The sequence below is a fragment of the Aquimarina agarilytica ZC1 genome (genome assembly GCF_000255455.1).
GTDB classification, from domain to species: domain Bacteria; phylum Bacteroidota; class Bacteroidia; order Flavobacteriales; family Flavobacteriaceae; genus Aquimarina; species Aquimarina agarilytica.
Genome location: NZ_JH621279.1, coordinates 13,914 through 38,361, shown reverse-complemented (window position 1 = coordinate 38,361; position 24,448 = coordinate 13,914). Strand labels below are relative to the sequence as shown.

At 31.2% G+C, this 24,448-nt stretch carries 27 protein-coding genes; 15 read left to right on the top strand and 12 right to left on the bottom strand.

The genetic code is table 11. The features are described 5' to 3' along the window. Window positions 1-146 precede the first annotated feature (146 nt). From KQA_RS0214840 to KQA_RS0214830, 3 genes are all read right to left on the bottom strand, one after another. A complete protein-coding gene (locus tag KQA_RS0214840; protein ID WP_010182249.1) occupies window positions 147-779 on the bottom strand; it encodes an alpha/beta hydrolase in 633 nt (210 codons plus the stop codon). Further along, entirely contained in the window at window positions 779-1,219 is a 441-nt protein-coding gene (locus KQA_RS0214835) for a hypothetical protein (protein WP_010182247.1), read from the bottom strand. The genes KQA_RS0214840 and KQA_RS0214835 overlap by 1 nt, the downstream gene beginning before the upstream one ends. A 145-nt stretch (window positions 1,220-1,364) precedes the next feature. Next, entirely contained in the window at window positions 1,365-1,892 is a 528-nt protein-coding gene (locus KQA_RS0214830; RefSeq protein ID WP_010182245.1) for a flavodoxin family protein, read from the bottom strand. A 183-nt stretch (window positions 1,893-2,075) separates the two neighbouring features. Here KQA_RS0214830 and KQA_RS0214825 point away from each other — a divergent pair, with 183 nt between their 5' ends. From KQA_RS0214825 to KQA_RS0214785, 9 genes are all read left to right on the top strand, one after another. Continuing rightward, entirely contained in the window at window positions 2,076-2,501 is a 426-nt protein-coding gene (locus tag KQA_RS0214825; protein ID WP_010182244.1) for a PaaI family thioesterase, read from the top strand. 1 nt (window position 2,502) lies between these two features. After that, the gene (locus KQA_RS0214820) at window positions 2,503-3,561 is read left to right on the top strand and encodes a chorismate-binding protein (protein WP_010182242.1); all 1,059 of its coding nucleotides are present in this window, start codon (window positions 2,503-2,505) and stop codon (window positions 3,559-3,561) included. A 60-nt stretch (window positions 3,562-3,621) separates the two neighbouring features. Then, entirely contained in the window at window positions 3,622-5,307 is a 1,686-nt protein-coding gene (gene menD / locus KQA_RS0214815; protein ID WP_010182241.1) for a 2-succinyl-5-enolpyruvyl-6-hydroxy-3-cyclohexene-1-carboxylic-acid synthase, read from the top strand. 88 nt (window positions 5,308-5,395) lie between these two features. Continuing rightward, a complete protein-coding gene (locus KQA_RS0214810; protein ID WP_010182239.1) occupies window positions 5,396-5,740 on the top strand; it encodes a DUF2853 family protein in 345 nt (114 codons plus the stop codon). A 167-nt stretch (window positions 5,741-5,907) separates the two neighbouring features. Next, complete coding sequence (locus KQA_RS0214805; RefSeq protein ID WP_010182238.1) at window positions 5,908-6,741, top strand: CvfB family protein; 834 nt, start codon at window positions 5,908-5,910, stop codon at window positions 6,739-6,741. A gap of 120 nt (window positions 6,742-6,861) precedes the next feature. After that, window positions 6,862-7,347 (top strand): hypothetical protein, encoded by a 486-nt coding sequence (locus KQA_RS0214800; RefSeq protein WP_010182237.1) that lies wholly within the window; start codon window positions 6,862-6,864, stop codon window positions 7,345-7,347. Window positions 7,348-7,356: 9 nt separating this feature from the next. Next, window positions 7,357-10,296: a glycoside hydrolase family 3 N-terminal domain-containing protein gene (locus KQA_RS0214795; protein ID WP_010182236.1), complete on the top strand. Its 2,940-nt coding sequence runs from the start codon at window positions 7,357-7,359 to the stop codon at window positions 10,294-10,296. 58 nt (window positions 10,297-10,354) lie between these two features. Then, entirely contained in the window at window positions 10,355-11,494 is a 1,140-nt protein-coding gene (gene bshA / locus KQA_RS0214790) for an N-acetyl-alpha-D-glucosaminyl L-malate synthase BshA (RefSeq protein ID WP_010182235.1), read from the top strand. Window positions 11,495-11,561: 67 nt separating this feature from the next. After that, window positions 11,562-12,530, top strand: a complete 969-nt coding sequence (locus KQA_RS0214785) for a type I phosphomannose isomerase catalytic subunit (RefSeq protein WP_010182234.1) — start codon at window positions 11,562-11,564, stop codon at window positions 12,528-12,530. A 6-nt stretch (window positions 12,531-12,536) separates the two neighbouring features. Here KQA_RS0214785 and miaA read toward each other — a convergent pair whose 3' ends face one another. From miaA to KQA_RS0214755, 6 genes are all read right to left on the bottom strand, one after another. Next, window positions 12,537-13,445 (bottom strand): tRNA (adenosine(37)-N6)-dimethylallyltransferase MiaA, encoded by a 909-nt coding sequence (gene miaA, locus KQA_RS0214780; RefSeq protein WP_010182233.1) that lies wholly within the window; start codon window positions 13,443-13,445, stop codon window positions 12,537-12,539. Beyond that, entirely contained in the window at window positions 13,445-14,245 is an 801-nt protein-coding gene (locus tag KQA_RS0214775; protein WP_010182232.1) for an ion transporter, read from the bottom strand. Before KQA_RS0214775 ends, miaA begins: the two co-directional genes overlap by 1 nt. Before the next feature lie 100 nt (window positions 14,246-14,345). Beyond that, a complete protein-coding gene (locus KQA_RS19675; protein WP_010182231.1) occupies window positions 14,346-15,266 on the bottom strand; it encodes a phosphatase PAP2 family protein in 921 nt (306 codons plus the stop codon). Window positions 15,267-15,428: 162 nt separating this feature from the next. After that, window positions 15,429-16,802 (bottom strand): exonuclease domain-containing protein, encoded by a 1,374-nt coding sequence (locus tag KQA_RS0214765; protein ID WP_010182229.1) that lies wholly within the window; start codon window positions 16,800-16,802, stop codon window positions 15,429-15,431. Window positions 16,803-16,896: 94 nt separating this feature from the next. Beyond that, window positions 16,897-17,577, bottom strand: a complete 681-nt coding sequence (locus KQA_RS0214760) for a YggS family pyridoxal phosphate-dependent enzyme (RefSeq protein ID WP_010182228.1) — start codon at window positions 17,575-17,577, stop codon at window positions 16,897-16,899. Between the two features lie 3 nt (window positions 17,578-17,580). Continuing rightward, complete coding sequence (locus tag KQA_RS0214755; RefSeq protein ID WP_010182227.1) at window positions 17,581-18,546, bottom strand: Gfo/Idh/MocA family protein; 966 nt, start codon at window positions 18,544-18,546, stop codon at window positions 17,581-17,583. A gap of 197 nt (window positions 18,547-18,743) precedes the next feature. On the opposite strand from KQA_RS0214755, the gene KQA_RS0214750 reads away from it, so the two are divergent. The 6 genes from KQA_RS0214750 (at window position 18,744) to KQA_RS0214725 (ending at window position 22,425) form a co-directional block, all read left to right on the top strand. Continuing rightward, a complete protein-coding gene (locus KQA_RS0214750; protein WP_010182226.1) occupies window positions 18,744-19,391 on the top strand; it encodes a protein-L-isoaspartate(D-aspartate) O-methyltransferase in 648 nt (215 codons plus the stop codon). A 58-nt stretch (window positions 19,392-19,449) separates the two neighbouring features. Next, the gene (locus KQA_RS0214745) at window positions 19,450-19,866 is read left to right on the top strand and encodes a hypothetical protein (RefSeq protein WP_157366722.1); all 417 of its coding nucleotides are present in this window, start codon (window positions 19,450-19,452) and stop codon (window positions 19,864-19,866) included. A 60-nt stretch (window positions 19,867-19,926) separates the two neighbouring features. Beyond that, window positions 19,927-20,649 (top strand): helix-turn-helix transcriptional regulator, encoded by a 723-nt coding sequence (locus KQA_RS0214740; RefSeq protein WP_010182224.1) that lies wholly within the window; start codon window positions 19,927-19,929, stop codon window positions 20,647-20,649. 38 nt (window positions 20,650-20,687) lie between these two features. Further along, window positions 20,688-21,146 carry a GyrI-like domain-containing protein gene (locus KQA_RS0214735; protein WP_010182223.1) on the top strand — a complete coding sequence of 153 codons (459 nt, stop codon included), beginning with the start codon at window positions 20,688-20,690 and terminating at the stop codon, window positions 21,144-21,146. Window positions 21,147-21,157: 11 nt separating this feature from the next. Continuing rightward, entirely contained in the window at window positions 21,158-21,511 is a 354-nt protein-coding gene (locus tag KQA_RS0214730) for a DUF1801 domain-containing protein (protein ID WP_010182222.1), read from the top strand. A gap of 269 nt (window positions 21,512-21,780) precedes the next feature. Next, entirely contained in the window at window positions 21,781-22,425 is a 645-nt protein-coding gene (locus tag KQA_RS0214725; protein ID WP_010182221.1) for a peroxiredoxin-like family protein, read from the top strand. Between the two features lie 50 nt (window positions 22,426-22,475). On the opposite strand, the gene KQA_RS0214720 is transcribed toward KQA_RS0214725, so the two are convergent. From KQA_RS0214720 to KQA_RS0214710, 3 genes are read right to left on the bottom strand one after another with little or no spacing between them, the layout of a single operon-like run. Then, complete coding sequence (locus tag KQA_RS0214720; RefSeq protein WP_010182220.1) at window positions 22,476-22,904, bottom strand: DUF4268 domain-containing protein; 429 nt, start codon at window positions 22,902-22,904, stop codon at window positions 22,476-22,478. Beyond that, a complete protein-coding gene (locus KQA_RS0214715; RefSeq protein ID WP_010182219.1) occupies window positions 22,905-23,585 on the bottom strand; it encodes a ZIP family metal transporter in 681 nt (226 codons plus the stop codon). Next, entirely contained in the window at window positions 23,585-24,316 is a 732-nt protein-coding gene (locus KQA_RS0214710; protein WP_010182218.1) for a class I SAM-dependent methyltransferase, read from the bottom strand. Before KQA_RS0214710 ends, KQA_RS0214715 begins: the two co-directional genes overlap by 1 nt. Window positions 24,317-24,448: the final 132 nt, after the last annotated feature.

The window sequence follows — 24,448 nt, the reverse complement described above, 5'->3', positions numbered from 1 at the left end:
TATCAAATTTTGGATTTTTTATGTATAATTTTTGAGAATCAAGCATTCTCTGAATGCGCCTGTCAAATCTTGTTTTTTTTTGAATGAATTTAGTCCTAGATATTAATTATTAAATCTAATCTTATAAGGTTGATACTGCTGCTTTTTTAATCTAAATAGCGTTCTAGTAGTGATGTATTTAGTTCATGGCCACCATTATGATTGGTGATTTTGATATTAGGAAATATATTTAGCATTCGTGCTTCTTGCCTAGCCACATTTTTAGGATCAAAAATGGGATCATTACTTCCAACACTATGATGAAGGATAGTGTGCTCATTAAGGTGGGGGAAGTCTGCTGTTGTCAATTCTTTAGGGAAAACACCAGAAATAAAAATTAATCGATCACAATGATGTTTTCTTTTTGCAATCCACCTACTTGCTATACTAACTCCTTGGGAATAACCCAATACTATAAATTTGCAATTTAAAGGAATATGCTCCTGTTTCATTATGGCATCAAGGTAGTTCAAGACGTTATCTGTATCAATTAGTGTATTTTCTTTAGTTAACCAACTGGCACCAACTCTACGATATTGATCATCCTTGTAGTATTTGGAAGGAGCTTGTGGACAAATGATATAATTTTCTTCTGCGTTAAGCGATGAAAAATGCTTGATAAAAAACTTGCTTAAATATCCAATACCATGTAATACCAACCAAACATTTTTGGTACGATTAGTAAGTTCATTAAGGGTATTGTAAGTATTTACTGCAGTGTAGGAAGTTTGTTTTTGCATTAGGATATTCCAGTAATAATTGAAGCTGTTGAAAAATCTTCGCCACTAATAGGATTACCATGTAATCGACTCATCATGGATAGTTGACCAATATGGGTTAAAATATCGGAAAAAGGTCCTTGTATTAAAGGTTTAGCTTCATCAAAAGAAAGTGTTTTATGAGTAAGTAAAGCATCTATTTTGGCTAACTCGGTGTTGAATAATTCGGCTTTATCTGTAATAGTTGTTAGGCTTTTAATTGAAGGGGCATCATATTGATCTGTAGTAATTAAAGTTCTAGCGTAACATAAAACCTCGTACATATGGTTAATAATAGTATTTGGTGTTCTGGCTTCACTACCTACATTAAAAGTACCAAAGTTGGATTCGGTGGTACTTAATGATTTTTTGAATCGATATAAAATAGTTGCAAGAGTATGACGCAGGAAAGCATTTTTCATTTTAAAGAAATTAATTATACAAAATAAAAATAGCAATTTTACCTTTTAAAAAAGTAAAATTGCTATTTCAATTTGTAAATAAAAAAATAGATTGGCTATTCTTTTATAACTATGTGTTATTGTTTAGATACTTTTGAAGAGCTATTTATTTTAATAATTCACTTTCAATGAGATTAGGAATATTTAATAGTTTTAAAATTTTCTCTATATCCTCATCATCTTTTTTGTTTTGTAACGTATGTACACCTCCTAAAAAATCCATACCTAAGTAGTAGGCTGTTTTTGAAAATGGGAGCCAAAATAATTCATTTAAATGGTCGCCTGTTGAACTAGTAGCAACAGCCATATTTTTACCTCTAAGCTTTTTACCTAAGTCTTTTTTTATGGTAATAATATCAGTCAGCCTATCAAAAAACACTTTCATAATTCCACTCATGGCATACCAATAAACTGGTGTAGCAAATAAAAAAGTATCGTAATCATGTACTATTTTGTTGATGATTTTAAGAAAATCATCGTTCTTATTTTTGTGCTCATAATCAAAATAATTTATTTGATAATCATTTAGATTAATAACATCTATGGGGTGATTGGCTTTTCTAATAATACTATCAGTTAATAACTTAGTATGTCCAGAACTATTTGAACTCCCTAAAATAATAACAGTTTTCATATAATATATTTATTAAAGAACGCACATACTAAAATTTAGTTGCGTCAAAATCAAAAAAAACTTCGATATACAGGTTTAAAAAAGCGTGGTTGATGTAAGAATATTTTTTTGTAAGAGAGATTTGTTTGCAGATGAATATGTATTTTTGATATGCATAAGACTATCGTATATTAATTATTCATCATGACAGAGGAACAAAAGCAATTGATTTTAAAAACCTGTAATGCAGGTAGCAAAGATACGTTAATGGAAACCTTAGAAATTTCATACGTAGATGTCGGTGATGATTATTTGATTGCAAAAATGCCAGTAACCCCTCGTGTACATCAACCAGATGGAGTATTACATGGTGGAGCAATGGTTGCTTTAGCCGAATCTGTAGGCAGTGTTGCCGCTTATGTTTTTGTTGATTATACTAAATTTATGATTCGAGGTTTGGAAATAAGTGCTAACCACGTAAAAAGTGTTAAAGATGGATTTGTTTATGGCAAGGCTACACCAATTCATAAAGGAAGAACCACACAATTATGGCAAATACGAATTACTAATGAGGATGATGAATTAATTTCGATCATAAAATTAACTACGATTTCGCTTCCAAAAAAATAGTATGATTACAGAAGATTTTTTTGAAAAAATTAATAGTCATTGGAAATCTCAACTTCCCTTTGTAATTTTTAAAAAACCTAATGATAATGATATATCAGTCTATTTAAATAGTTCAAATGAAATAAAAGCTGGAGGTGGATTTAATGAGGCAGGTTTTGTATTTAGTCCTTTTATGGATACAAGTAAAAATTCGATTTGGTTTCCTCGTAATTCTTCTATTATTTTAACTACCCATATGCATTCGGATCAAATTGATTCATTAGCAACTAATAATACATCAGAGACTAATACGAATCATAAGGAAAAACATATACGTGTTGTTGAAAAGGCGCTAGAAAAACTTAGATTAAATGAGTTGCAAAAAGTTATTGTTTCTAGAGTTGAAACCCTTAGTATAGATGAACATGTGCCTATTGAATGGTTTAAAAAAATGTGCAGTTTATATCCCAATACCTTTTGTTATTGTTGGTATCATCCAAAAGTAGGGATGTGGCTTGGTGCTAGTCCCGAAACTTTAGTTTCATTAAAGAAATCGTATTTTGAAACAATAGCATTAGCAGGTACTATGGCATATAATGATACAACAGGTGTTGAATGGGGAAAAAAGGAGATTGAAGAGCAACAAATGGTAGTAGATTCTATGTTAAAAGCTTTGACTCCAATAGTGTTTAATATTCAAAAAGGAGAAACAACCACTCAAAAAGCAGGGAGTTTGTTACATTTAAAAACGGTGATTAAAGGGCAATTAAAAAAAGTGAATCAATTAGGGGAATTAGTTGAAGTGTTGCATCCAACTTCTGCTGTTTGTGGTTTACCAAAATTAAAAGCGCAAGAATTTATTTTAGGTAATGAAGGCTATCATAGAAGTTATTATACCGGCTATTTAGGGGAGTATATACCAGAGGGGAATACGCAATTATATGTAAATTTACGCTGTATGGAAATTGAGCAAGAGCAGGCAAAAATTTATGTAGGCGGAGGAATTACTGCAGCTTCTGATCCCGTTTTGGAATGGGAAGAGACGGTGAACAAATCTAAAATAATGAAAGCTGTTTTATAAAATTCTTGCAAAAAGTAGTATTCTATTTGGTTGGGTTGTATTTTTGAGCAATCCTAAATTATGAGTAAAAAAATAATTTCATCTATTCCTTTAGCGCAACAAATTATAACGATTAGTAAGCATAAAAATCTTAAGCATATTGTTATTTCTCCAGGTTCTAGGAATGCGCCACTTACCATAAGTTTTAGTAATGATCCTTATTTTAAATGTTATAGCATTGTTGACGAACGTTGTGCTGCATTTTTTGCATTGGGTATTGCTCAACAAACCAACGAACCCGTGGCTTTAGTTTGTACATCGGGGAGTGCTTTGCTTAATTATTATCCCGCTATTGCAGAAGCCTTTTACAGCGATATTCCTTTGGTAATTTTAAGTGCCGATAGACCAAAAGAACATATTGATATTGGTGATGGGCAAACCATTAGACAAGAAGGAGTGTTTAAAAATCATATTTTGTGTGAAGCCAATTTAACTAATGATATTGGTTATTCTGACAATTTATTGCATACTAATTTTAGTAAAATTGCAAAAGCTATTGATATAGCCAAAAATGAACAAGGACCCACGCATATAAATATTCCTTTTTACGAACCTTTGTATAATACAATAGAAGTAGCTGTTGAAGATGTAGTAGCATTGAAATCTACTAATGATGTAAATGAAACATATACTTGTAATGAAGAAATCCAATTTGAATGGAATACAACTTCAAAAAAACTAGTATTAGTTGGCGTATTACCTCCAAATCGAATAAATGATGTGGTATTAGATCGATTATTGAAGGATCCAGGTGTGTTGTTGTTTACCGAAACAACTTCAAATTTACACCATGCTAAAGCTATTCCCAGTATTGATCAATTAATAGCAAAGTTGACCGCTAAGGAGTTTAAACAATTACAACCCGAACTTTTGTTAACATTTGGTGGTTTTGTTGTTTCCAAAAAAATAAAAGCATTTTTACGTGAATACACTCCTAAAACACACTGGCATGTAAATACCAAAAAGGCTTATGATACCTATGGTTGTTTAACATCACATATAAAAACAACGCCTCAACTTTTTCTTGATTCATTATTAGGGAATGACCATCCAATTTCAGTTTCAAATTATCAAAATTTTTGGTTAACTCAATATCAACAAGGGGTAAAAGGACATGATGCTTATTTAAAGAGTATTCCATATTCCGATTTATTAGTTTTTGATCAGCTCATAAAAAAACTTCCAAAACAGGCTCATTTGCAGCTTAGTAATAGTTCCACTATACGATATACACAACTATTTAAATTACCAAAAGGAGTAGAAGTATTTTGTAATAGAGGAACAAGTGGAATTGATGGAAGTACAAGTACAGCAATTGGAGCAGCTATTATGAATAACAAATCACCAATTTTGATTACTGGTGATTTGAGTTTTTTTTATGACAGTAATGCATTATGGAATAATTATATTCCAGCAGATTTTAAAATTATAGTGATTAATAATGATGGAGGAGGAATTTTTAGGATTTTACCTGGGGATAAAGAAGCCTCTTATTTTTCTACCTTTTTAGAAACTACTCACCAGTTAAAAGCAGATAAATTAGCTGCTATGTACGGCTTTACTTATAGTTTTACAAACGGGGAAGATTTTGCTGTGAAAATAGATACCTTTTTTAAAGGAAATGGGAGGCAAATTTTAGAGATTCATACGCCTCGTCTAATAAATGATACAGTTCTTCTAAAATATTTCTCAAAAATAAGAGAATAATATTAGATTTTAATAATTTTCTTTTGTTTAGCATGAATAAACGTTATATTTGAGTATAACACTAAGTATTTTAATTAAACCATTAGAAATGAGTAAAAGAGACGAATTAATCGAGAAGTACGCAACGGATATTAAGGAAAAATTGAATCAAACACCTGATATGGACTTGTTAACTAAAGTCACTATAGGTTGTGGACCATCAATTTATAATAAAGATGCTTCAACTGTTTCTGGTAGTGATGAAGCAGAAATAGCAACAGTAAAAAATAATTTTTTAATTAAAAAATTAGGATTATCCGATGGTGCAGCGTTAGATTCTGCTATAGCATCTGTTATGGAGGCTTATGGAAAATCAAATAGATCTAAATATAGAGCAGTAGTATATTATTTATTAACTAAACATTTTGGAAAAGAAGCTGTTTATAATAAGTAATAAATAACTATTAAATTAGATGAAATCTCATGGTTTAATTACCTTGAGATTTTTTGTTTTCATCCCTTTTGTATTTATTGACCTAATTATTTATTTGTGGCTTAAGATGAGTAAAATTAGGCTTTCGGGGAGAAATTAAAACAGTATCTTTACGAAAATTTTATTTAATGATTTCAATAGGAACATATCACGTTTTAACAATTGACAGAGAACGTTTACCCGGTATATATTTAACTAATGAGGATGGCGATGAAGTATTGCTACCTAATAAATATGTTCCAGAAACATTTGAAGTAGGTGGTTCTATAAAGGTGTTTACTTATTTGGATCATATGGAGCGTATAGTGGCAACAACATTGGAACCTTTTGCGACTGTAAATTCATTTGCTTTTTTGAAATGTGCCGCGGTTTCTGAAATTGGAGCATTTTTGGATTGGGGATTAGAAAAACATTTATTTGTTCCTTTTAAAGAACAAGCCAATCAAATGAAAGTTGGTCGGAGTTACTTAGTTTACGTGTATTTAGATGAAAAAACGGAACGACTGGTAGGATCATCAAAAACAAATCGTTTTTTAAGCAATAAGTTGGTGTTATTATCTTCTTATGAAGAGGTAGATTTAATAGCCTCTCATCCTTCCGATAAAGGCTGGAATATGATTATTAACCAAAAATATTTAGGTTTGGTTTATGATGATGAAATTTTTCAGAAGATTAATGTAGGTGATCGTATGAAAGGTTTTGTAAAAAAAGTACGTTCAGACAATAAAATTGATTTAACATTACAAAGACATGGATATAGGAGTATAGAACCTAATGCCGATCTAATCATTAGAATGCTAAAAGCAGAAGGAGGCTTTTTAGCATTAAATGATAAGTCTTCGCCCGAAAAAATAAAGGATATTTTACAATTGAGTAAAAAGAATTTTAAAAAGGCAATAGGAACTTTGTATAAACAACGCTTAATTAAAATTGAACCAGACGGTATTAGCCTTGTTGAATAGTTGTTTATAAAGGATACTTAACTTCTCGTATTTTAAAAAAGAATAGCGTATTTTTATTGTGTAGTTATTGTAAAACAAAATTAGTCTTTACAGTGGCTTAATTTTTGTTGTAATTAGTATATGTTAGTACCATTTTCAGAATTATCAGAAACATCTAAAGTTTGGATATACCAAGCTAATCGTTCATTTTCAACCGATGAATTAATTGAAATAACTCGTAAATTAGATGAATTTATTTCGGGTTGGGCAGCACATGGATCAAATTTAAAAGCAGGATATGATATTAAATACAATCGTTTTATTACCATAGCGGTTGATAATGATCATCATTCAGCTTCAGGCTGTTCTATTGATGCTTCTGTACATTTTATTCAGCAATTAGAAAAGGATTATAATGTGGATTTATTGGATAAAATGAATGTGTCATTTAAAAATGGTGAGTTTGTAGCTTACAAAAATTTAATTGATTTCAGAAAAATGGTAAAAAACAGATCAGTTTCAGCAACTACAATCGTTTTTAATAATTTAGTGACTACCAAAGGTGAGTATGAAACAGATTGGGAAGTTCCCATGACAGAAAGCTGGCATAGTCGTTTTTTAAAATAACTCATATACTTGAAATATTTCTTAGCCTTAATCACACTTTTTTGCTCAGTACATACATTAACGGCGCAAATAGACCCTTTATTAGCCTACAATCAAGAAGGCCAAACTAAGTGGGTGGATAGTGTTTATAATAGTCTTACTTTAAAACAGAAAGTAGGGCAATTATTTATTGTCGATGTTTTTTCCGAAAAGGGAATGGCAGAACAAAAACGGGTGTTAAAATTAGTAGAAGAACAGGAAATTGGTGGGATCATATTTTCTAAAGGAACACCAGTTAAGCAAGCAAAAATGCATAATGCATTGCAGGCAAAATCTAAAATTCCTTTGCTAATCACAATGGACGCCGAATGGGGGTTAGCCATGCGATTAGACTCTACTTATGCTTTTCCATGGAACATGACATTAGGTGCTTTAAAATCTAATGACTTAATTAGAAAAGTTGGGGTACAAATAGGAAAACATTGTAAAAGGCTAGGGGTACACATGAATTTTGGACCTGTACTAGATATCAATACCAATCCACAAAACCCTATTATAGGGAATCGCTCTTTTGGAGAATCTAAGGAAAGGGTGACTAATAAAAGTATCGCTTTTATGGAAGGAATGCATTCTGTAGGTGTGCTATCTAGTGGTAAACATTTTCCTGGTCATGGTGATACCGATAAGGATTCGCATAAAACATTACCTAGCATTTTATTTTCTGAAAAAAGAATAAATGATGTTGAACTTTATCCATACCGTAAGCTTATCAAAAAAGGTTTATCCAGTGTTATGGTAGCGCATTTAAATATTCCAAGTTTAGAAAGTACCGAAGGTTTACCATCATCTATTTCTCCAAAAGTGGTTACAGACATTTTAAAAGATAGATTAAAGTTTAAAGGTTTAATATTTACAGATGCTTTAAATATGAAGGGAGCATCTAATTTTAAGGAACCCGGAGCAATTGATTTGGCAGCATTTAAAGCGGGTAATGATGTACTTTTAATTTCTGAAGATATTCCAAAGTCTATTCAAAAAATAATTAATGAAGTTAACAATGGAGGGATAACTGAAGAGCGTTTAGCGATTTCAGTAAAAAAAATATTGAAAGCAAAATATAAAGTAGGATTACATCAATACACACCTATAGTTCTAGATAATTTACAGAAAGATTTACTGAGCTTAGAAAATGATTTATTGTACGAAGAAGTGGCTGAAAATAGCTTAACACTTTTACGTAATGATTTAAATTCGGTACCTATTAGGAATTTAGAAATGACTAAAATTGCTTATGTTCACATGGGTGATGCCAGTGGAAAAGCATTTTATGAACAACTAAAATTATATGCAAAAATAGATTTAGTTGAAGTTAAAACTGCTGCAGATTTATTTAAATTAAATGATTATAATCAAATTATAGTAGGTTTTCACAAATCTAATGATTCTCCATGGAAATCCTATAAATTTAAAGCCGAAGAAGCTACAGTTTTAAATTCCATAGCAGCAATGCATAAAACTACTTTAGTAAGTTTTGCCAAGCCTTATGCATTACAAAATTTAAGTGCGATTCCTGCATTAACAGGTATAATTGTAGGATATCAAAACAGTGAAATTTTTCAACAAAAGGCTGCACAGGCGTTGTTTGGAGCCGGATCATTTAAAGGAAAACTTCCAGTAAGTATTGCACCTTATTTTAACGAAGGTGACGGTTTTTTTTTGAACAATAATGAACGATTATCTTACGGTCTACCGGAAAGTGTTGGTGTTAATTCATACAAATTAGCTAAAATTGATTCGGTAGTCAATATTGCTTTACGCGAAGAAATGACTCCAGGTTTACAACTGTTAATAGCTCGGAAAGGAAAAGTAATTCATAATAAATCTTACGGATATCAGACTTATAAAAAAGAAGTTCCGATTACAAATCAAAGTATTTATGATTTAGCTTCTTTAACAAAAATACTAGGAACACTCCCAGTTATCATGAGAATGGAGCAAACTGGGGCTATGAGTATTACGGATAAGTTAGTGGATATTTTACCAGAATTAAAAGAAACGAACAAGGCAGATATTAAAATAGTTGAAGCGTTATCGCATTACGCACGTTTACAAGCATGGATTCCTTTTTACGTAAGTACATTAGATTCTATTACAATGAAGCCTAGTCCTAAATACTACAGTAAGCTAAAAGATTCAGTGTATAGCATTCAAGTTGCAGAAGAACTTTTTTTACGTAAGGACATGAAAGATTCTATTTTTAAAGAAATTGTAGACAGTGATCTTAGGGATAGAAAGGTCTATAAATACAGTGATTTGCCCTATTATTTTTTACAGCGTTATGTGGAACGTTATTTTAATACGTCAATGGCAGAATTAACACATAATTTACTGTACAATTCTATAGGAGCAAATAGAACAGGATATTTACCATTGCGTCGTTTTAAAAAATCCGAAATAGTTCCTACCGAGATTGATAATTTATACAGGAATACAACAATACAAGGTTATGTACATGATCAAGGAGCGGCTATGTTTGGTGGTGTAGGTGGCCATGCAGGCTTGTTTGCTAATGCAAATGATGTAGCCAAAATAATGCAGCTATTTTTAAATAGAGGCACTTACGGAGGACAGACTTATTTTAAGCCCAAAACTATAGATAAGTTTAATACTTGTTATTATTGTGATGAAAAAAACAGGAGAGGTGTAGGTTTTGATAAACCTCAGCTTGATGTTTCGGGACCAACTTGTGGGTGTGTTTCTATGAGTAGTTTTGGTCATAGTGGTTTTACAGGGACTTACACTTGGGCAGATCCCGAAGAAGAAATAGTTTATGTATTTTTAAGCAACCGAACCTACCCTGATTCTGGAAACAGAAAATTAATTAGAGAAGATATTAGAACAAAAATACAACAGTTAATTTATGAAGCTATTGAGTTTGATGAAACAGCTCAAAAAACTATATTAGATTAACTAATTTAACTGAAATTTTTTAGAGTTCTTTACGACTCTAAACTAAAAAAATAAGTATATGAGAATTGCTGTGGTATGTTATCCTACTTTTGGTGGGAGTGGAGTAGTTGCTACCGAGTTAGGAATTGCCTTAGCTAAAAAAGGTCATGATGTTCACTTTATCACCTACCGACAGCCAGTACGTTTGGATATGTTAATCCCTAATATTCATTTTCATGAAGTTTCGGTACCCGAATATCCACTTTTCCAATACCAGCCCTATGAGTTAGCGCTTTCAAGTAAATTGGTTCGTATTATTAAAAAATTTGATATCCAAGTACTTCATGTACATTACGCTATTCCTCATGCTTATGCAGGTTATATGGCGCAGCAAATGTTAGCACAAGAAGGGATACATATTCCTATGGTAACTACATTGCATGGTACAGATATTACACTTGTTGGTAATCACCCACAATACAAACCAGCAGTTACATTTAGTATTAATCAAAGTAATGCAGTTACTTCGGTTTCTCAAAGTTTAAAAGATGATACGTTACGTTTGTTTGAAATTCCAGACAATAAAATACAAGTCGTGCCTAATTTTATTGACATTTCAAAATCAGGTGATAAAGAAGTGGAATGTCAACGACATATAATGGCAAAGCCAACCGAACGCATTATTACACATATTAGTAATTTTAGACCTGTTAAACGTATTGATGATGTAATAAAAATATTTAAAGGTATTACAGAACATATACCGGCAAAATTAATGATGGTAGGCGATGGACCCCTACAAAGTGATGCCCGTAAGCAATGCAAAGAGTTAGGTATTAAGGAACAAGTTATTTTTATGGGGAACAGTAATGAGATTGATAAAATTTTATGTTTCTCGGATTTATTTTTACTTCCTTCCGAAAGAGAGAGTTTTGGTTTAGCTGCTTTAGAAGCTATGGTTCATGGTGTCCCAGTAATATCCAGTAATTCTGGTGGTATTCCTGAAGTAAATAAACACGGTTTTTCTGGTTTTTTAAGTGATGTAGGGAATGTCTCCGATATGGTGGCAAATGCAGTAAAAATTCTTAAAGAAGATGCTACATTATCACTTTTTAAAGAAAATGCAAAAGCTCAAGCAGCTATTTTTGATATTACTAAAATTGTCCCTGTATATGAGGAAATATATGAAAAGGTGCTAGCCGAAGTTTTACAGAGTTAATTGCCATACAGATTTGTAAGTAGAAATTACTTAGTTATATTTGATCCAGAATAAAACAATATTTAAAATGGCAATTTATCCATTACAATTTACTCCTTTATACAAATATCGTATGTGGGGTGGCGAAAAATTAAAAACTATCCTAAATAAAGTATACACTGAAAATAATATTGGTGAATCATGGGAGATTTCGGCAGTTGAAAATGATGAAACAGTTGTAAGTAATGGTAGTTTACAAGGAAAAACTATAAAGGAGCTGATAAAAACTTTAGGGACAGATTTTTTAGGTAAAGCTGTTTTTGAAAAATTTGGGAATGATTTTCCTTTATTAATTAAGTTTATTGATGCAAAAACACCGTTATCCATACAAGTACATCCAAGTGATGCTTTAGCAAAGGAACGTCATAATTCATTTGGGAAAAATGAAATGTGGTATGTGATGCAAGCAGAAGAAAATGCTGAGCTAATCGCAGGATTTGATAAAAAGCTCACAAAACAAGCTTATATAGAAACACTCGAAACTGGTGATATTTTAGAAGTACTCCATACTGAAAAAGTGAAGAGTGGTGACGTGTTTAATATACCCACAGGTAGAGTACATGCCATAGGTGCAGGAGTATTATTAGCAGAAATTCAGCAAACCTCCGATATTACTTACCGTATCTATGATTATAATAGAGTAGATGCTAAAACTGGTGAAACAAGAGAACTGCATACCGAACAAGCTGTTGACGCCATAGATTTTAAGGTGCATGATAGTTATAAAACTAATTATACGACCCCTGTAAATAAAGCGAATGAGTTAGTGTATACTCCGTATTTTAAAACTAACATTTTAAAGTTAGAAGGAGATTTAACTCAGGATTTTTCTAAAACAGATTCATTTGTAATAGTAATGTGTGTAGAAGGGGATTTTGAATTGAGTTATGATAATGAAAAGTATGTTATTAATACGGGTAGTACGATTTTATTACCTGCTGCCATTGATCAAATTCAATTAAAAGGGAATGCTAAAATTTTAGAAGTTTCTTTGTAAAAAAAATTAACTGTTTTTTATAAGATCAATAATTGGTTGAATAGTAGTATTGTAATCAAACCAATGAATAGTATCATCTTTACGATACCAGGTAAGTTGTCGTTTGGCAAAACGCCTAGTATTTTTTTTAATTTCAGCAACAGCGAAATCTAAATCTATTTCACCATCAAAATGTTGAAATAACTCTTTATACCCAACAGTATTGAGTGCGTTTAAGTGTTTGAATTCAATAAGTTTTTTGGCCTCATCAAGTAATCCATTTTCGATCATGATATCGACACGTCTATTAATTCGATCATAAATAGTAGCTCTTTCAGCTTCTAGTCCTATTTTAATGATATTAAAAGGTCTGGTAATTTTTCCTTTTTTTAAAAAACTAGAATAGGGTTTTCCACTAGCCAAGCAAACTTCAACAGCTCTTAATACTCTGTGCGGGTTTTGTAGTTCAACAGTATCATAATATTCAGGATCTTTTTCTTTTAATAATGTAGTAATCGCATCTAAACCTTTTTCATTATATAAATCAGCTACATATTTCTTAGTTTCCGCATCAACTTCAGGAAATTTATCTAACCCATAGCATACAGCATCTACATAAAGGCCAGAACCACCTACCATAATTGCGGTATCATTAGTTTTAAATAGTTCATCCAGCTTTTTAAGTGCTTCTTTTTCAAAGTCACCTACACTATATTTTTGTTCAATACTAATATGTTGAATAAAATGATGTTTAGCTGCGGCCAATTCATGAGTATCGGGAACAGCTGTACCAATACTCATTTCTTTAAAAAATTGCCTACTATCCGCAGAAATGATTTCAGCATTGAAGTGCTGTGCTAATTTTATTCCTAAAGCGGTTTTACCTATAGCAGTTGTACCTACAACAACAATAAGTGTTTTTTTTGGTGTATGCATTAAGTTAAGGCTTGACCGCAATTATGGCAAAAAGAAGCTGATTCGCTAATTTTAGTAGTGGCACATTGCGGGCATTGATTGGGGTTTATGTTATTTTTTTTGCTTTTTTGTTGTGCATATTCGGCACTAACAATACCTGTAGGAACGGCAATTATACCGTACCCAATGATCATAATTAGCGATGCTATTAATTTACCTAAAGGTGTTGCTGGAGCAATATCACCAAAGCCAACAGTAGTCATAGTAACAATACACCAATAAACACTTTGAGGTATACTAGTAAAACCGTTATCTGCTCCTTCTACTAAATACATAATAGTTCCTAGTAAAATGCATAAAACAATAACTGCCATTAAAAAAACAGATATTTTGGCCTTACTAGCTTTTAATGAGGATACTAGTTTGTTAGATTCATCAATATAGCGCGCTAGTTTTAAAATTCGAAAAACACGAAGTAGGCGTAAGGCACGTAAAGCAACCAATGCATGTGAGCCTACTAAAAAATAAGAAAGATATTTAGGTAAAAGCGATAATAAATCAATAATACCTAATCCACTAAAAATATATTTTTTTGGTCTTCGGCTTATATAAATTCTTACAATATATTCTATTGAGAATAAAATGGTTATGATCCATTCTGAAATATCAAAAAAATGACCGTATTTATTATTTATAGGAACAACACTTTCTAGCATTACAAGGGCAACACTAGCAACAATTAGAATAAGTAAAACAATATCAAAAAGGATTCCTTCTTTTGTATCTGCTTTAAAAATGATGTTGTATAAGCGGTTCTTCAAAATGTAAAGAATATAATAGTATAAAAATACAATATAAAATATTTAGAGCTATAATCTATGATGATTCATTATGAAAATAACTTGTAGAATATTTTATTTTTTAAAAAGTAGCAATAAAGTGTATACCAATTTTATTATGTGAAATTTGTGGTAAAATCATTTTTTTAAATTGACCAGGCTTATAATTGGTGACCCCATTTTGTTTTAATTTTTGCTGCTTCCTACTATTTATAACTATTGATTTCCCTATAATTGTTCCAATCAGTCCACCTATTGCAAGATCAGAAATCCAATGATTATGATCTTCAACTTGGGAAAAAAAAACACCTGCAATAAAAGTATAAGGGATCCAATAATTATTAAATTCCATTTGCATCACTTTTGCAACAGCAAAAAAGGCAGTTGCGTGTAATGAAGGAAATGAAGTACCATCTGTCCTAACACCAGGATATATGGGATGGAAATTTCCAAAATCCCAATTGTTTTTGGTAAAACTATCAGGATTGTCGTAACCATCTCTGATAGGTCTGTTTCGAGCAAAAACAGATTTTAAAACCAAATGTGATATAATATAAGAGTAAATCAAAGATTTAGTAGCATTAGCAGCAATGCGTTGTCCTTTTTTATTATTGATTAGAATTGATGTGGCATAAAGGCCTAATATGGGTAATCCTATATAACCATCCGCATCATGTAAAAAAGGAACTTTATTATTTATGGGAGCTATATTGGGAAGTTTATAGTTAATATGTGGTTCTATGTGTTGATGTAAAAAATTGGTAGTTATTTTATCAGTAGTAATTAAGCCTAATGTGCCAATGGCATAGGCAGCAGTAGTTTTCCAATCTTTAGTGAATGTATGTCCTATAGTTTTAAAATCCCCGGGTATGGATACTACATTGTTTTTTATAACACTTGTAAAAGTTTTAAATCTATTTTCCTTAGTTTCTTTTAAATTAACTTGGGCATGTGAAGTTAAAAATAGCGTGATAAGAAAATTAATTAAAAAAAAATGCTTCATTCTACGTAACGATTATTTAAAATCTAATATAAAATGTTTCTCTAAGTTTTAATGTGTTGATAGTTAGTTTTATATTAATTGTAAGTTAATTCTTTCTAGTTATCTAAGAGTATCAACGAATACCTTTCATGACTGTAAATTATAAGTATTTACTTATTTTAACTAGTCAACCTTTTTAGGTAAAGGCATTATTTTTAATCTTCGATCCTTACGTAGTTGGGTTTGAATAATATGTTGTGCATCTTTATTATGATGCATTGGTGTAATTAATGAGTATATAATTTCTAAAGAAGAAATTTGATGATTTAGTTTGAAATACCCAAAACCTTTAAATTCACTATTTTCAATAAGAGTTACACTTTTTTCGCCAGTTTCTCTTCCTTTACTTATAATGAGCATATCTTTATCTCTAAACGTATATTGCTCAATAATTTTACGCACTCTTAAATTATAATCATCCTTAGCTTCTTTACCAATACAAGCTCCTGCACATTCTTGAATTTGAAATTTAAAGCAACTTCCCTTATCGGTGTATATACCTGTAAATTTTTCACAAAGACCATGTATTTCGCTTACTTTATGTAAAAAAGCCTTACCCGAATCCCTATTGGAAAAGCTTATAATGTGTTTCTTACGTCCGTCAGCTTTTAGTAATTTTAAATGTATATAACCATGATCATCTGTAATAGGGTACAGGGCATGGGTATAAATGGAACGTTTTAAAGCTACATTATATTTAGGTTTATGTCGTTTAATTTCTTCATTTTCTAGTAGTAAGGCAATCATTTCAGATCCGGTTATTTCAAAACTTATGCGATCAATTTCGTTTTGAATTGCTTTTGCCTTTTTATTAGTAGCTACAAAATGTTGATTAATGCGTTTTTTGATATTCTTACTCTTACCTATGTATATAATTTTTCCTTCTTTATTATACATATAATAAATACCCGTACTACTAGGTAAATCAGTTAATAGGCCTTGTAACTTATCGTTATATTGAACATTTAAGTCTTTAATTGTTCGAGTAATAATTTCTTTATCTAAATCTTTATTTAATAATAATTTGAACAACTCAACAGTAGCTAAGGCATCACCACTAGCTCTATGACGATCGGCAATAGGAATTCCTAAAGAGCGGACAAGCTTTCCTAAACTATGTGATTCTTGCTCCGGTAGCAATTCTTTAGAAAGTTCAACGGTACAAAGTGAGTTTTTTTCAAATTTATAGCCTAATCTACGGAATTCAGTCCGTAAAATACGATAATCAAAAACAGCGTTATGAGCAACAATGATGCTATTTTCGGTAATTTCAACAATGCGTTTGGCGACTTCATAAAACTTAGGAGCACTTTTGAGCATAGCACTGTTAATGCCAGTAAGTTTTTCTACAAAAGGTTGAATAGGTCTTTCGGGATTTACTAAGCTAATAAACTGATCTATTACTTTATGACCGTCAAATTTGTATATAGCAATTTCGGTAATGCCTTCTTCATTAAATTTCCCTCCCGTAGTTTCTATATCAAGTATGGCGTACAAATTCTTTTTTTTAGTTGTTGGTAGTTTTAGTTGTCAGTTGTTGGTTGTCTGTTGTTGGTTTCAAAGAATTTTTTTGAAGAATTCAAAAAAATTCTTAATTCTTATAATTCCTAGCTCCAAAAATAGCACTTCCTACTCTAACCATAGTACTTCCGCAGGAAATTGCAATAGGGTAGTCGCCACTCATTCCCATGGATAGCGTTTTTAACTGTATATTTGGTGTTTGTTTTTGTTGTTTTAGGGTGTCAAACTGTGTTTTTAAATAGTTAAATTCTTCTTTAAGCTGACTTTCGTCTGAAGTAAAACTAGCCATACCCATAAACCCAGTGATTACGATATTATTGAACTCACTTAATTCTTGGTGATTTAATATATCAGTAAGAGCTTCTAATGAAAGACCAAACTTTGAATCCTCTTCAGCAATTTTAAGCTGTAACAAACAATGTATAATACGATTGTTTTTTAAAGCCTGTTTGTTAATTTCTTTAAGCAATTTAAAACTATCCACGGCATGAATTAAATGTACAAAGGGTGCCATGTATTTGACCTTATTGGTTTGTACATGCCCAATCATATGCCATTCAATATCCTTAGGAAGGGCTTCCCACTTTTGAGCCATTTCCTGAATTTTATTTTCACCAAAAATACGCTGTCCCGCATTATAGGCTTCTTGTAAATCTTCAATGGGTTTGGTTTTAGAAACGGCAACTAAGCTTACTTGCTCTGGAAGTTGTTGTTTTAACTCGGTAATATTTTTTGAAATTTGTGTACTCATAAACTATACTGAAAAATCTTCAATAACGGCTAAAGCCACTTTTAAAGCAGCCGTAGCTTGCTCCAAACTCACAATTGGTGTGGTATCATTAGTAATAGCAGTAGCAAAAGCATTTAACTCATCTAAAATGGCATTATTATCTCCAATTTCAGAGTTTTCAAAATAGATTTGCTTTTGCACTCCTTCGGCATTTTGCAAAATCATATCAAACTCGCCAGGTTCTTTAGGCGCATCTTTCATTTTAACAACCTCACATTTCTTTTCAAAAAAGTCAACTGATATGTAAGCGTCTTTTTGAAAAAAACGTGTTTTACGCATATTTTTTAATGAAATACGACTTGCCGTTAAGTTGGCCACACAACCATTTTCAAACTCAATACGCGCATTGGCAATATCGGGAGTTTCACTAATAACGGCAACGCCACTTGCCGTTACATTTTTAACATCCGAATCAATAACACTTAAAATTGCATCAATATCATGGATCATTAAATCTAATACCACAGGGACATCGGTACCTCGCGGATTAAATTCAGCCAAACGATGGGTTTCAATAAACATGGGATTGTTTATTTTATCATTCACGGCAGTAAAGGCAGGGTTAAAACGTTCCACATGACCTACTTGTCCTTTTACATGATGTTTTTTGGCTAGTGCAATTAATTCTTCCGCCTCAGCGACAGTATTGGTAATGGGTTTTTCAATAAATACATGTTTACCACTTTCAATAGCTTTTTTAGCAGTTTCAAAATGAGCAAAAGTAGGGGTTACAATATCCACAACATCTACAGCTTTAATCAATTTAGTAATAGAATCAAAATAGGTGTATCCAAATTCTTTTACAATCTGTTGGGCATGAATTTCATCGGCATCATAAAAACCTATTAATTCATAATGTTCGGATTGTGCTAATAATCGGAGGTGAATTTTTCCTAAGTGTCCCGCTCCAAGAACTCCTGCTTTAAGCATATATTAATGTTTTAACCCACAGTAGTGGAATTGAATTCAATTTTAAACAATCCTTAAAATTGAAAGTTATGGTCTTATATTTTATAAGCCAGTTAATCGTCTATTTAAAACAAAAATAAGCGATAAAGCGGCTTATTTTAAATTTAGGTCAAAAAAAAATAACGTAATAGTTTATTTTTACAATATAATAAAAAACTATGCTCCATAAAGATCTACCCAAACACCAAGGAAAACGAAAATTATTAGTGGAAACGCTTATGAAAAAGGGGATAAAGGATACCGCTGTTTTAACAGCAATTAATAGTATACCAAGGCATTTGTTTTTGGATTCTTCTTTTGAAAATCATGCTTATCAGGATAAGGCTTTTCCGATTGGCGCTTCCCAAACTATTTCTCACCCGTTTACGGTGGCTTTTCAAACAGAATTAATGCAGGTTAAAAAGGGAGATAAAGTGTTGGAAATAGGCACAGGTTCGGGCTATCAAACTGCTGTATTATGTACATTGGGAGCTAAAGTGTATTCTATTGAAAGGCAGCAAGAATTGTTTAAAAGCACTCAAAAATTACTACCTAAATTAAATTACCGACCCAAACGTTTAATTTTTGGTGATGGATATAAGGGATTGCCCGAAGAAGCCCCTTTTCAATCCATAATTGTTACTGCAGGAGCACCATTTGTACCCAAAGCCTTATTAAGTCAAGTGGCTATTGGCGGGCGCTTGGTAATTCCTGTAGGGAATGATCCGCAGATTATGCATTTATATATTAGAACAGACGAAAAAACATTTCAAAAGCAAGAGTTTGGTGAGTTTAGATTTGTACCCATGTTAGCAGATAAAAATTAATTATACAAGCAACCTTTGTAAAAACAGTGCATCTACTTTATGAATGTAAATTTTATAAATGATGAAGCCCATTTTTTTAGTTAAAGTTTTATGTATTTGTTTTTCATTAAATTGTATGTTGTCATGTCATAGTGATGATGAAAACCCTAAGAATGAAATTGTAGAAATATCCAAAACAAAGCAAATATGCTCTGTTGAAAATCCAACTAAAGATTTAGCTTGGTTAGCAGCTGAAATTAAGCTTTTAGAAGAAAATCCAGATGAGGCTAAGTATTTTTATATAGTTCAAACAGAATATAAAGGGGATTCAGTTTTTATTTTTGCTGACTGTCATCCATTAATAGATTCAGTTTTTTTAGTTGAAGATTGTTCTGGTGAAATTATTGGGAGTTATGGAACACTAAAATTAGCTATTAATACACTTAATGAAGGGAGAATTATTTGGAAGCCAGAAAATTTTGAATGTAATTTTTAAAAGAATATTTTTGAGTCTAGTCGTTCAATCCACATTAGGCGTTCTAGTTAAGAATATAAAATGGCAAATGATAAACCAAGACTGACGCGATTGACAGCAATTTTGACTCAATTACAGTCAAAACGAATAGTCACAGCCAGAGCAATTGCTGAAAAGCATGGTGTAAGTATGAGAACGGTGTATCGAGATATCCGAACTTTAGAACAATCTGGAGTTCCTATTATAACCGAAGAAGGCAAGGGCTATACCATTATGGAAGGCTATACACTCCCTCCCGTAATGTTTACACAAGAAGAAGCTAATGCCTTATTAACAGCTGAATATTTAATAAAACAGAACAAAGATGCATCTTTGGTGCACTTTTATGAAAGTGCCATAACCAAAATAAAAGCAACTTTAAAGTATTCGCAAAAAGAAAAAACTGCATTGCTTGCCAATAGGATACAGATTCGGAATAATATTGAAGGTGATAAAAGCAGTAACTACTTAATTAAAATTCAATCAACAATAGCGAACTACCAGCTTATTTCTATTGAATATGTTTCTTTAAAAAAAGAATATTCACAACGCGAAGTGGAAGCTTTTGCCTTGTATACCACTCAAAATAATTGGATTCTAATTGCTTTTTGTCGTCTAAAAAATGAATTTAGGTCCTTTCGATTGGATTGTATACAGAGCCTAACTATTTTAAATAGGCATTTTGAACCACATAAAATTACATTCCAGCAATATATGGAGCAATGTAAAAAAAAGTGGCATACCCCTGACATACCCTTGGCATAAAGCTGTAATAATTTTGCAGTAAACCAAAACATAAAACAATGAAAAAAGTAAACATTGAAGCTTTTAAAATTATTGGAATTGCTGTAAAAACTACAAATAAAAACGGTCAGGCGGCAAAGCAGATTCCCGAATTGTGGAAACAATTTATGGAAGAGGCTATCATAGATCAGATTTCTAATAAAATTGATGATCGTATTTATTCGCTGTATACCGATTATGAAGGAGACCATAATCATCCATATACCGCTATAATAGGTTGTAAAGTGACTAGTTTGGATGTTGTTCCAAGTGGTATGATTGGAAAATCATTCGGGGCAGGAGCATATACCAAAATTATTGCTAAAGGAGACCTTACTCAAAATTTAATAATTAATGAATGGATGAAAATATGGGAGTCAGATTTAAATAGAGCTTATTCTGTTGATTTTGAAATTTATGATGAGCGATCAAAAAATATAAATGAGGCAGAAGTTGATATTTTTGTAGCTATCAATTAAGTGTATGTCAAATGCAAGAGGTAGCTACCTATTATTTTAATAAAGAAGAGCCTAATAAAAGTTGTTTGTTAAGTTTAAGAACTATTATACTTGAACAGCATAGTGGTATTACCGAAACATTAAAATGGGGAACACCTTGTTTTAGTTTTAAAAATAAAATGTTATGCTTTTTGGCTGTAACTAAAAAAACAGGAATTCCTTATATTCTTTTTGTTGAAGGTAAATATTTAAATGATCCAGAATTAGAAACTGGAAATCGTAAAAGAATGAAATCTTTAGCTATTGATCCACTAAAAGATATTCCTAAACAAAGAATTCAACAAATTTTGAATACTGCATTAAATGTATATCAATATAAGAAGTGATTTTGATGCAAAAAAAAGTTTAATACGCTTTGATCCAGTATAAATTATAATCTTGGTTCGTATTTTTTGAAATAAAGTAATCCTGAATCTTTATAGGACACTAATGAAAAATACAATCAAAAGAAGGTAATAATAACATATAAGTAATATTGATAATAAAAATGGTTTCAATATGTAATTAGTATGCTAAAATTGTTAAAATTTTAATGTTTTTTCTGTTATTTTAATCATTAGTAGCCGACTAAATTGATAACCACAAATATTACACTATGTCATTAACTCAACATTTAAAAGATTACGCTGATCAAAGCGCATTAAAAATTCCTAAAGAAAAATTGGAACTTATGCTTGCCGCTATACAAGAATTAGAAAATAGCCAAATAACATCAAGTTCACTAAAAACGGGTAAACAGATTCCCGAAATTATATTACCTAATGCGACAAATAACCAGGTATCTATAAATGAAATTTTGGATAAAGGAAAAAAAGTAGTCTTAGCGTTTTATAGAGGAGGATGGTGTCCTTATTGTAATTTGGAATTGAAAGCATTACAAGAGGTACTACCTGAAATTGAAGCCAAAAATGCGACTTTGGTAGCTATCACACCCGAAATTCCTGATAATTCATTAAGTACTATTGAAAAAAATAAACTTTCGTTTGAAGTACTTACCGATGAGAACAATGAATTAGCTAAAAAATTCAATTTAGTATATCAAATTCCAAAAGAATTAAATGATATTTATTTGAGTTTTGGTATTAATCTTGAAAAAAGTCAAAATAATTCTCAAAGGGAACTACCTATTGCAGCTACTTATGTAGTTGACACATCGGGTGAAATTATTTATGATTTTGTAAAAGCAGACTATAAGAAAAGAGCTGAGCCATTAGATATATTAAAAGTACTAGATAAATAATTATTTATAGTTGACTAATTTAAAAGGCTAAGTGTATCTTTTAGATATGATTAGCCTTTTATGAAATCCTCATATTCATAAAAAAACAATTCTAATTGAGCCATGTTTTCATATAGAAATTCATAGGTGGCATTCCATGTTTTTTTATTGTGTATAGAAACATTATCAAGTTGAATGTAAGCCCTACTTATATGTTTGCCATAATTAATTTCATATTGGGGGTCTAATATTATTCCTGGAATAAATGTTGTTTTAAGAATATTTTCTAAGCTCCATATTTTTTCATAATAGTAAGCCTTAATAATTTCGTCATCGGAATCAATATCAATAGATACTTGTGCGAATTTTGTGGTAAACGTAAATTTTAACGAAAGTTCCTTTATTTTGGTATTGTATAATAACCATTTACGAGGATATTCTTGTCCAAAACTTGTCCAAAATTCCTGTCGTATACGTTTTGACTCTTCTTTACTAAACATTTAAATAAAATAAGCTAAAGTAATGGCTGATATAATTGCTGCTAATTTTGCTAGATTAAAGCGATGTCCTTCACTACTTTCAAAAAGAATAGTTGTTGAAATATGTAAAAATATCCCAACGACAACGGCAGTAATTTCGGTATAAAATTGAGTTATTACACTAAAGTTGTCAGCAATAAAACTACCCAAAGGTGTTGCAAAAGCAAATAATAGCATAAATACAAATGTATATATTTTTGAAAGCTCCGATCTTACTAAAAATGTGGCTAAAATAATAGCTACAGGAATCTTATGTATAATAATACCTATGAGTAAGCCATGCGTTTTATGAATAGGAAACCCCTCTAAAAAAGCATGAATAGATAAACTAAAAAACAATAACCAAGGAAATTCCTTTTGGTCTCCATGACTATGTGTGTGACCATGTTCGGCACCTTTAGAAAAATATTCTAAGAAAATCTGAAAGAGTATACCAAATAAAATAAATAAGCCAATATATTTTGAAGCTTGATTATGTGAATGCTCAAATATCTCGGGAATGAGATTAAAAACAGTTATTGCTAACAAAAAACCTCCACTAAATGAAAGTAATATTTTTATATTTCGTTGATTTTCGGGTTTTAAAAAATAAACTAAACCAAAACCAAGCAATACGGCTATAACAGGTAAAAGGTAATTCATTACTGAAAAATCATGATTAATCTAGGTGAACTTGCTGTATTAAATTTAGTTAAATTATAGTCCCCGTAAATTTCAAGCAACGTTAAACCTGCTGTTTCAAAATAAGCTTTGAATTCATCTAACTTTATAGCTTTTACACGTTCGGTAAAAGTAAAGACATCTCCTTGATCAATAAAGTTAATTTCTTTATTAATAAAACCATTTTCAACAAATCGGCTAATAGTATATGTAACACCTTCTATAGTTTTGGTTTCAGAAGGGACTAGGTTATCGATTACATAGTTTACATTCATAAAATCGATTACACCAATACCATTTGTTTTTAAATTAGATTTAATGGCCTTAATGGTATTTAAGTTATCTTCTTCCTTTTCAAAATAACCAAAACTGGTAAAAAGATTAAAAATAACATTAAATTGTTGGGGATAAACTTGAGTCATATCATGAACAGCAAATTCTAAGCGCTCATTTTCATGTTGCTTAGCAAAATCGATGCTATTTTTGGATAAATCAACTCCAGTTACTTGATAACCTAAGCTGTTTAAATAGCGGCTATGACGGCCTTTACCACAAGCTAAATCTAGTATAGTTTCATCTGTTTGCAAGCTTAAATGTTGCGTAAGATTATCCATAAACTTCTTAGCTTCGGAATCATCTCTATTTTTATATAATGAATGATAATAAGGAGTATTAAACCACTCCGCGTACCACTTTGTTGTATCTTTTGGCATAGGGGCACAAAATTAATGTATTTTTGCAATAGTTAATATCGTTTAAGTCTTTTATTCTTACAATAAATTACAATTCATATGAATTTTTAATTGAATTGAATATAGATTTAAACGAACAGAAACATTAATTTT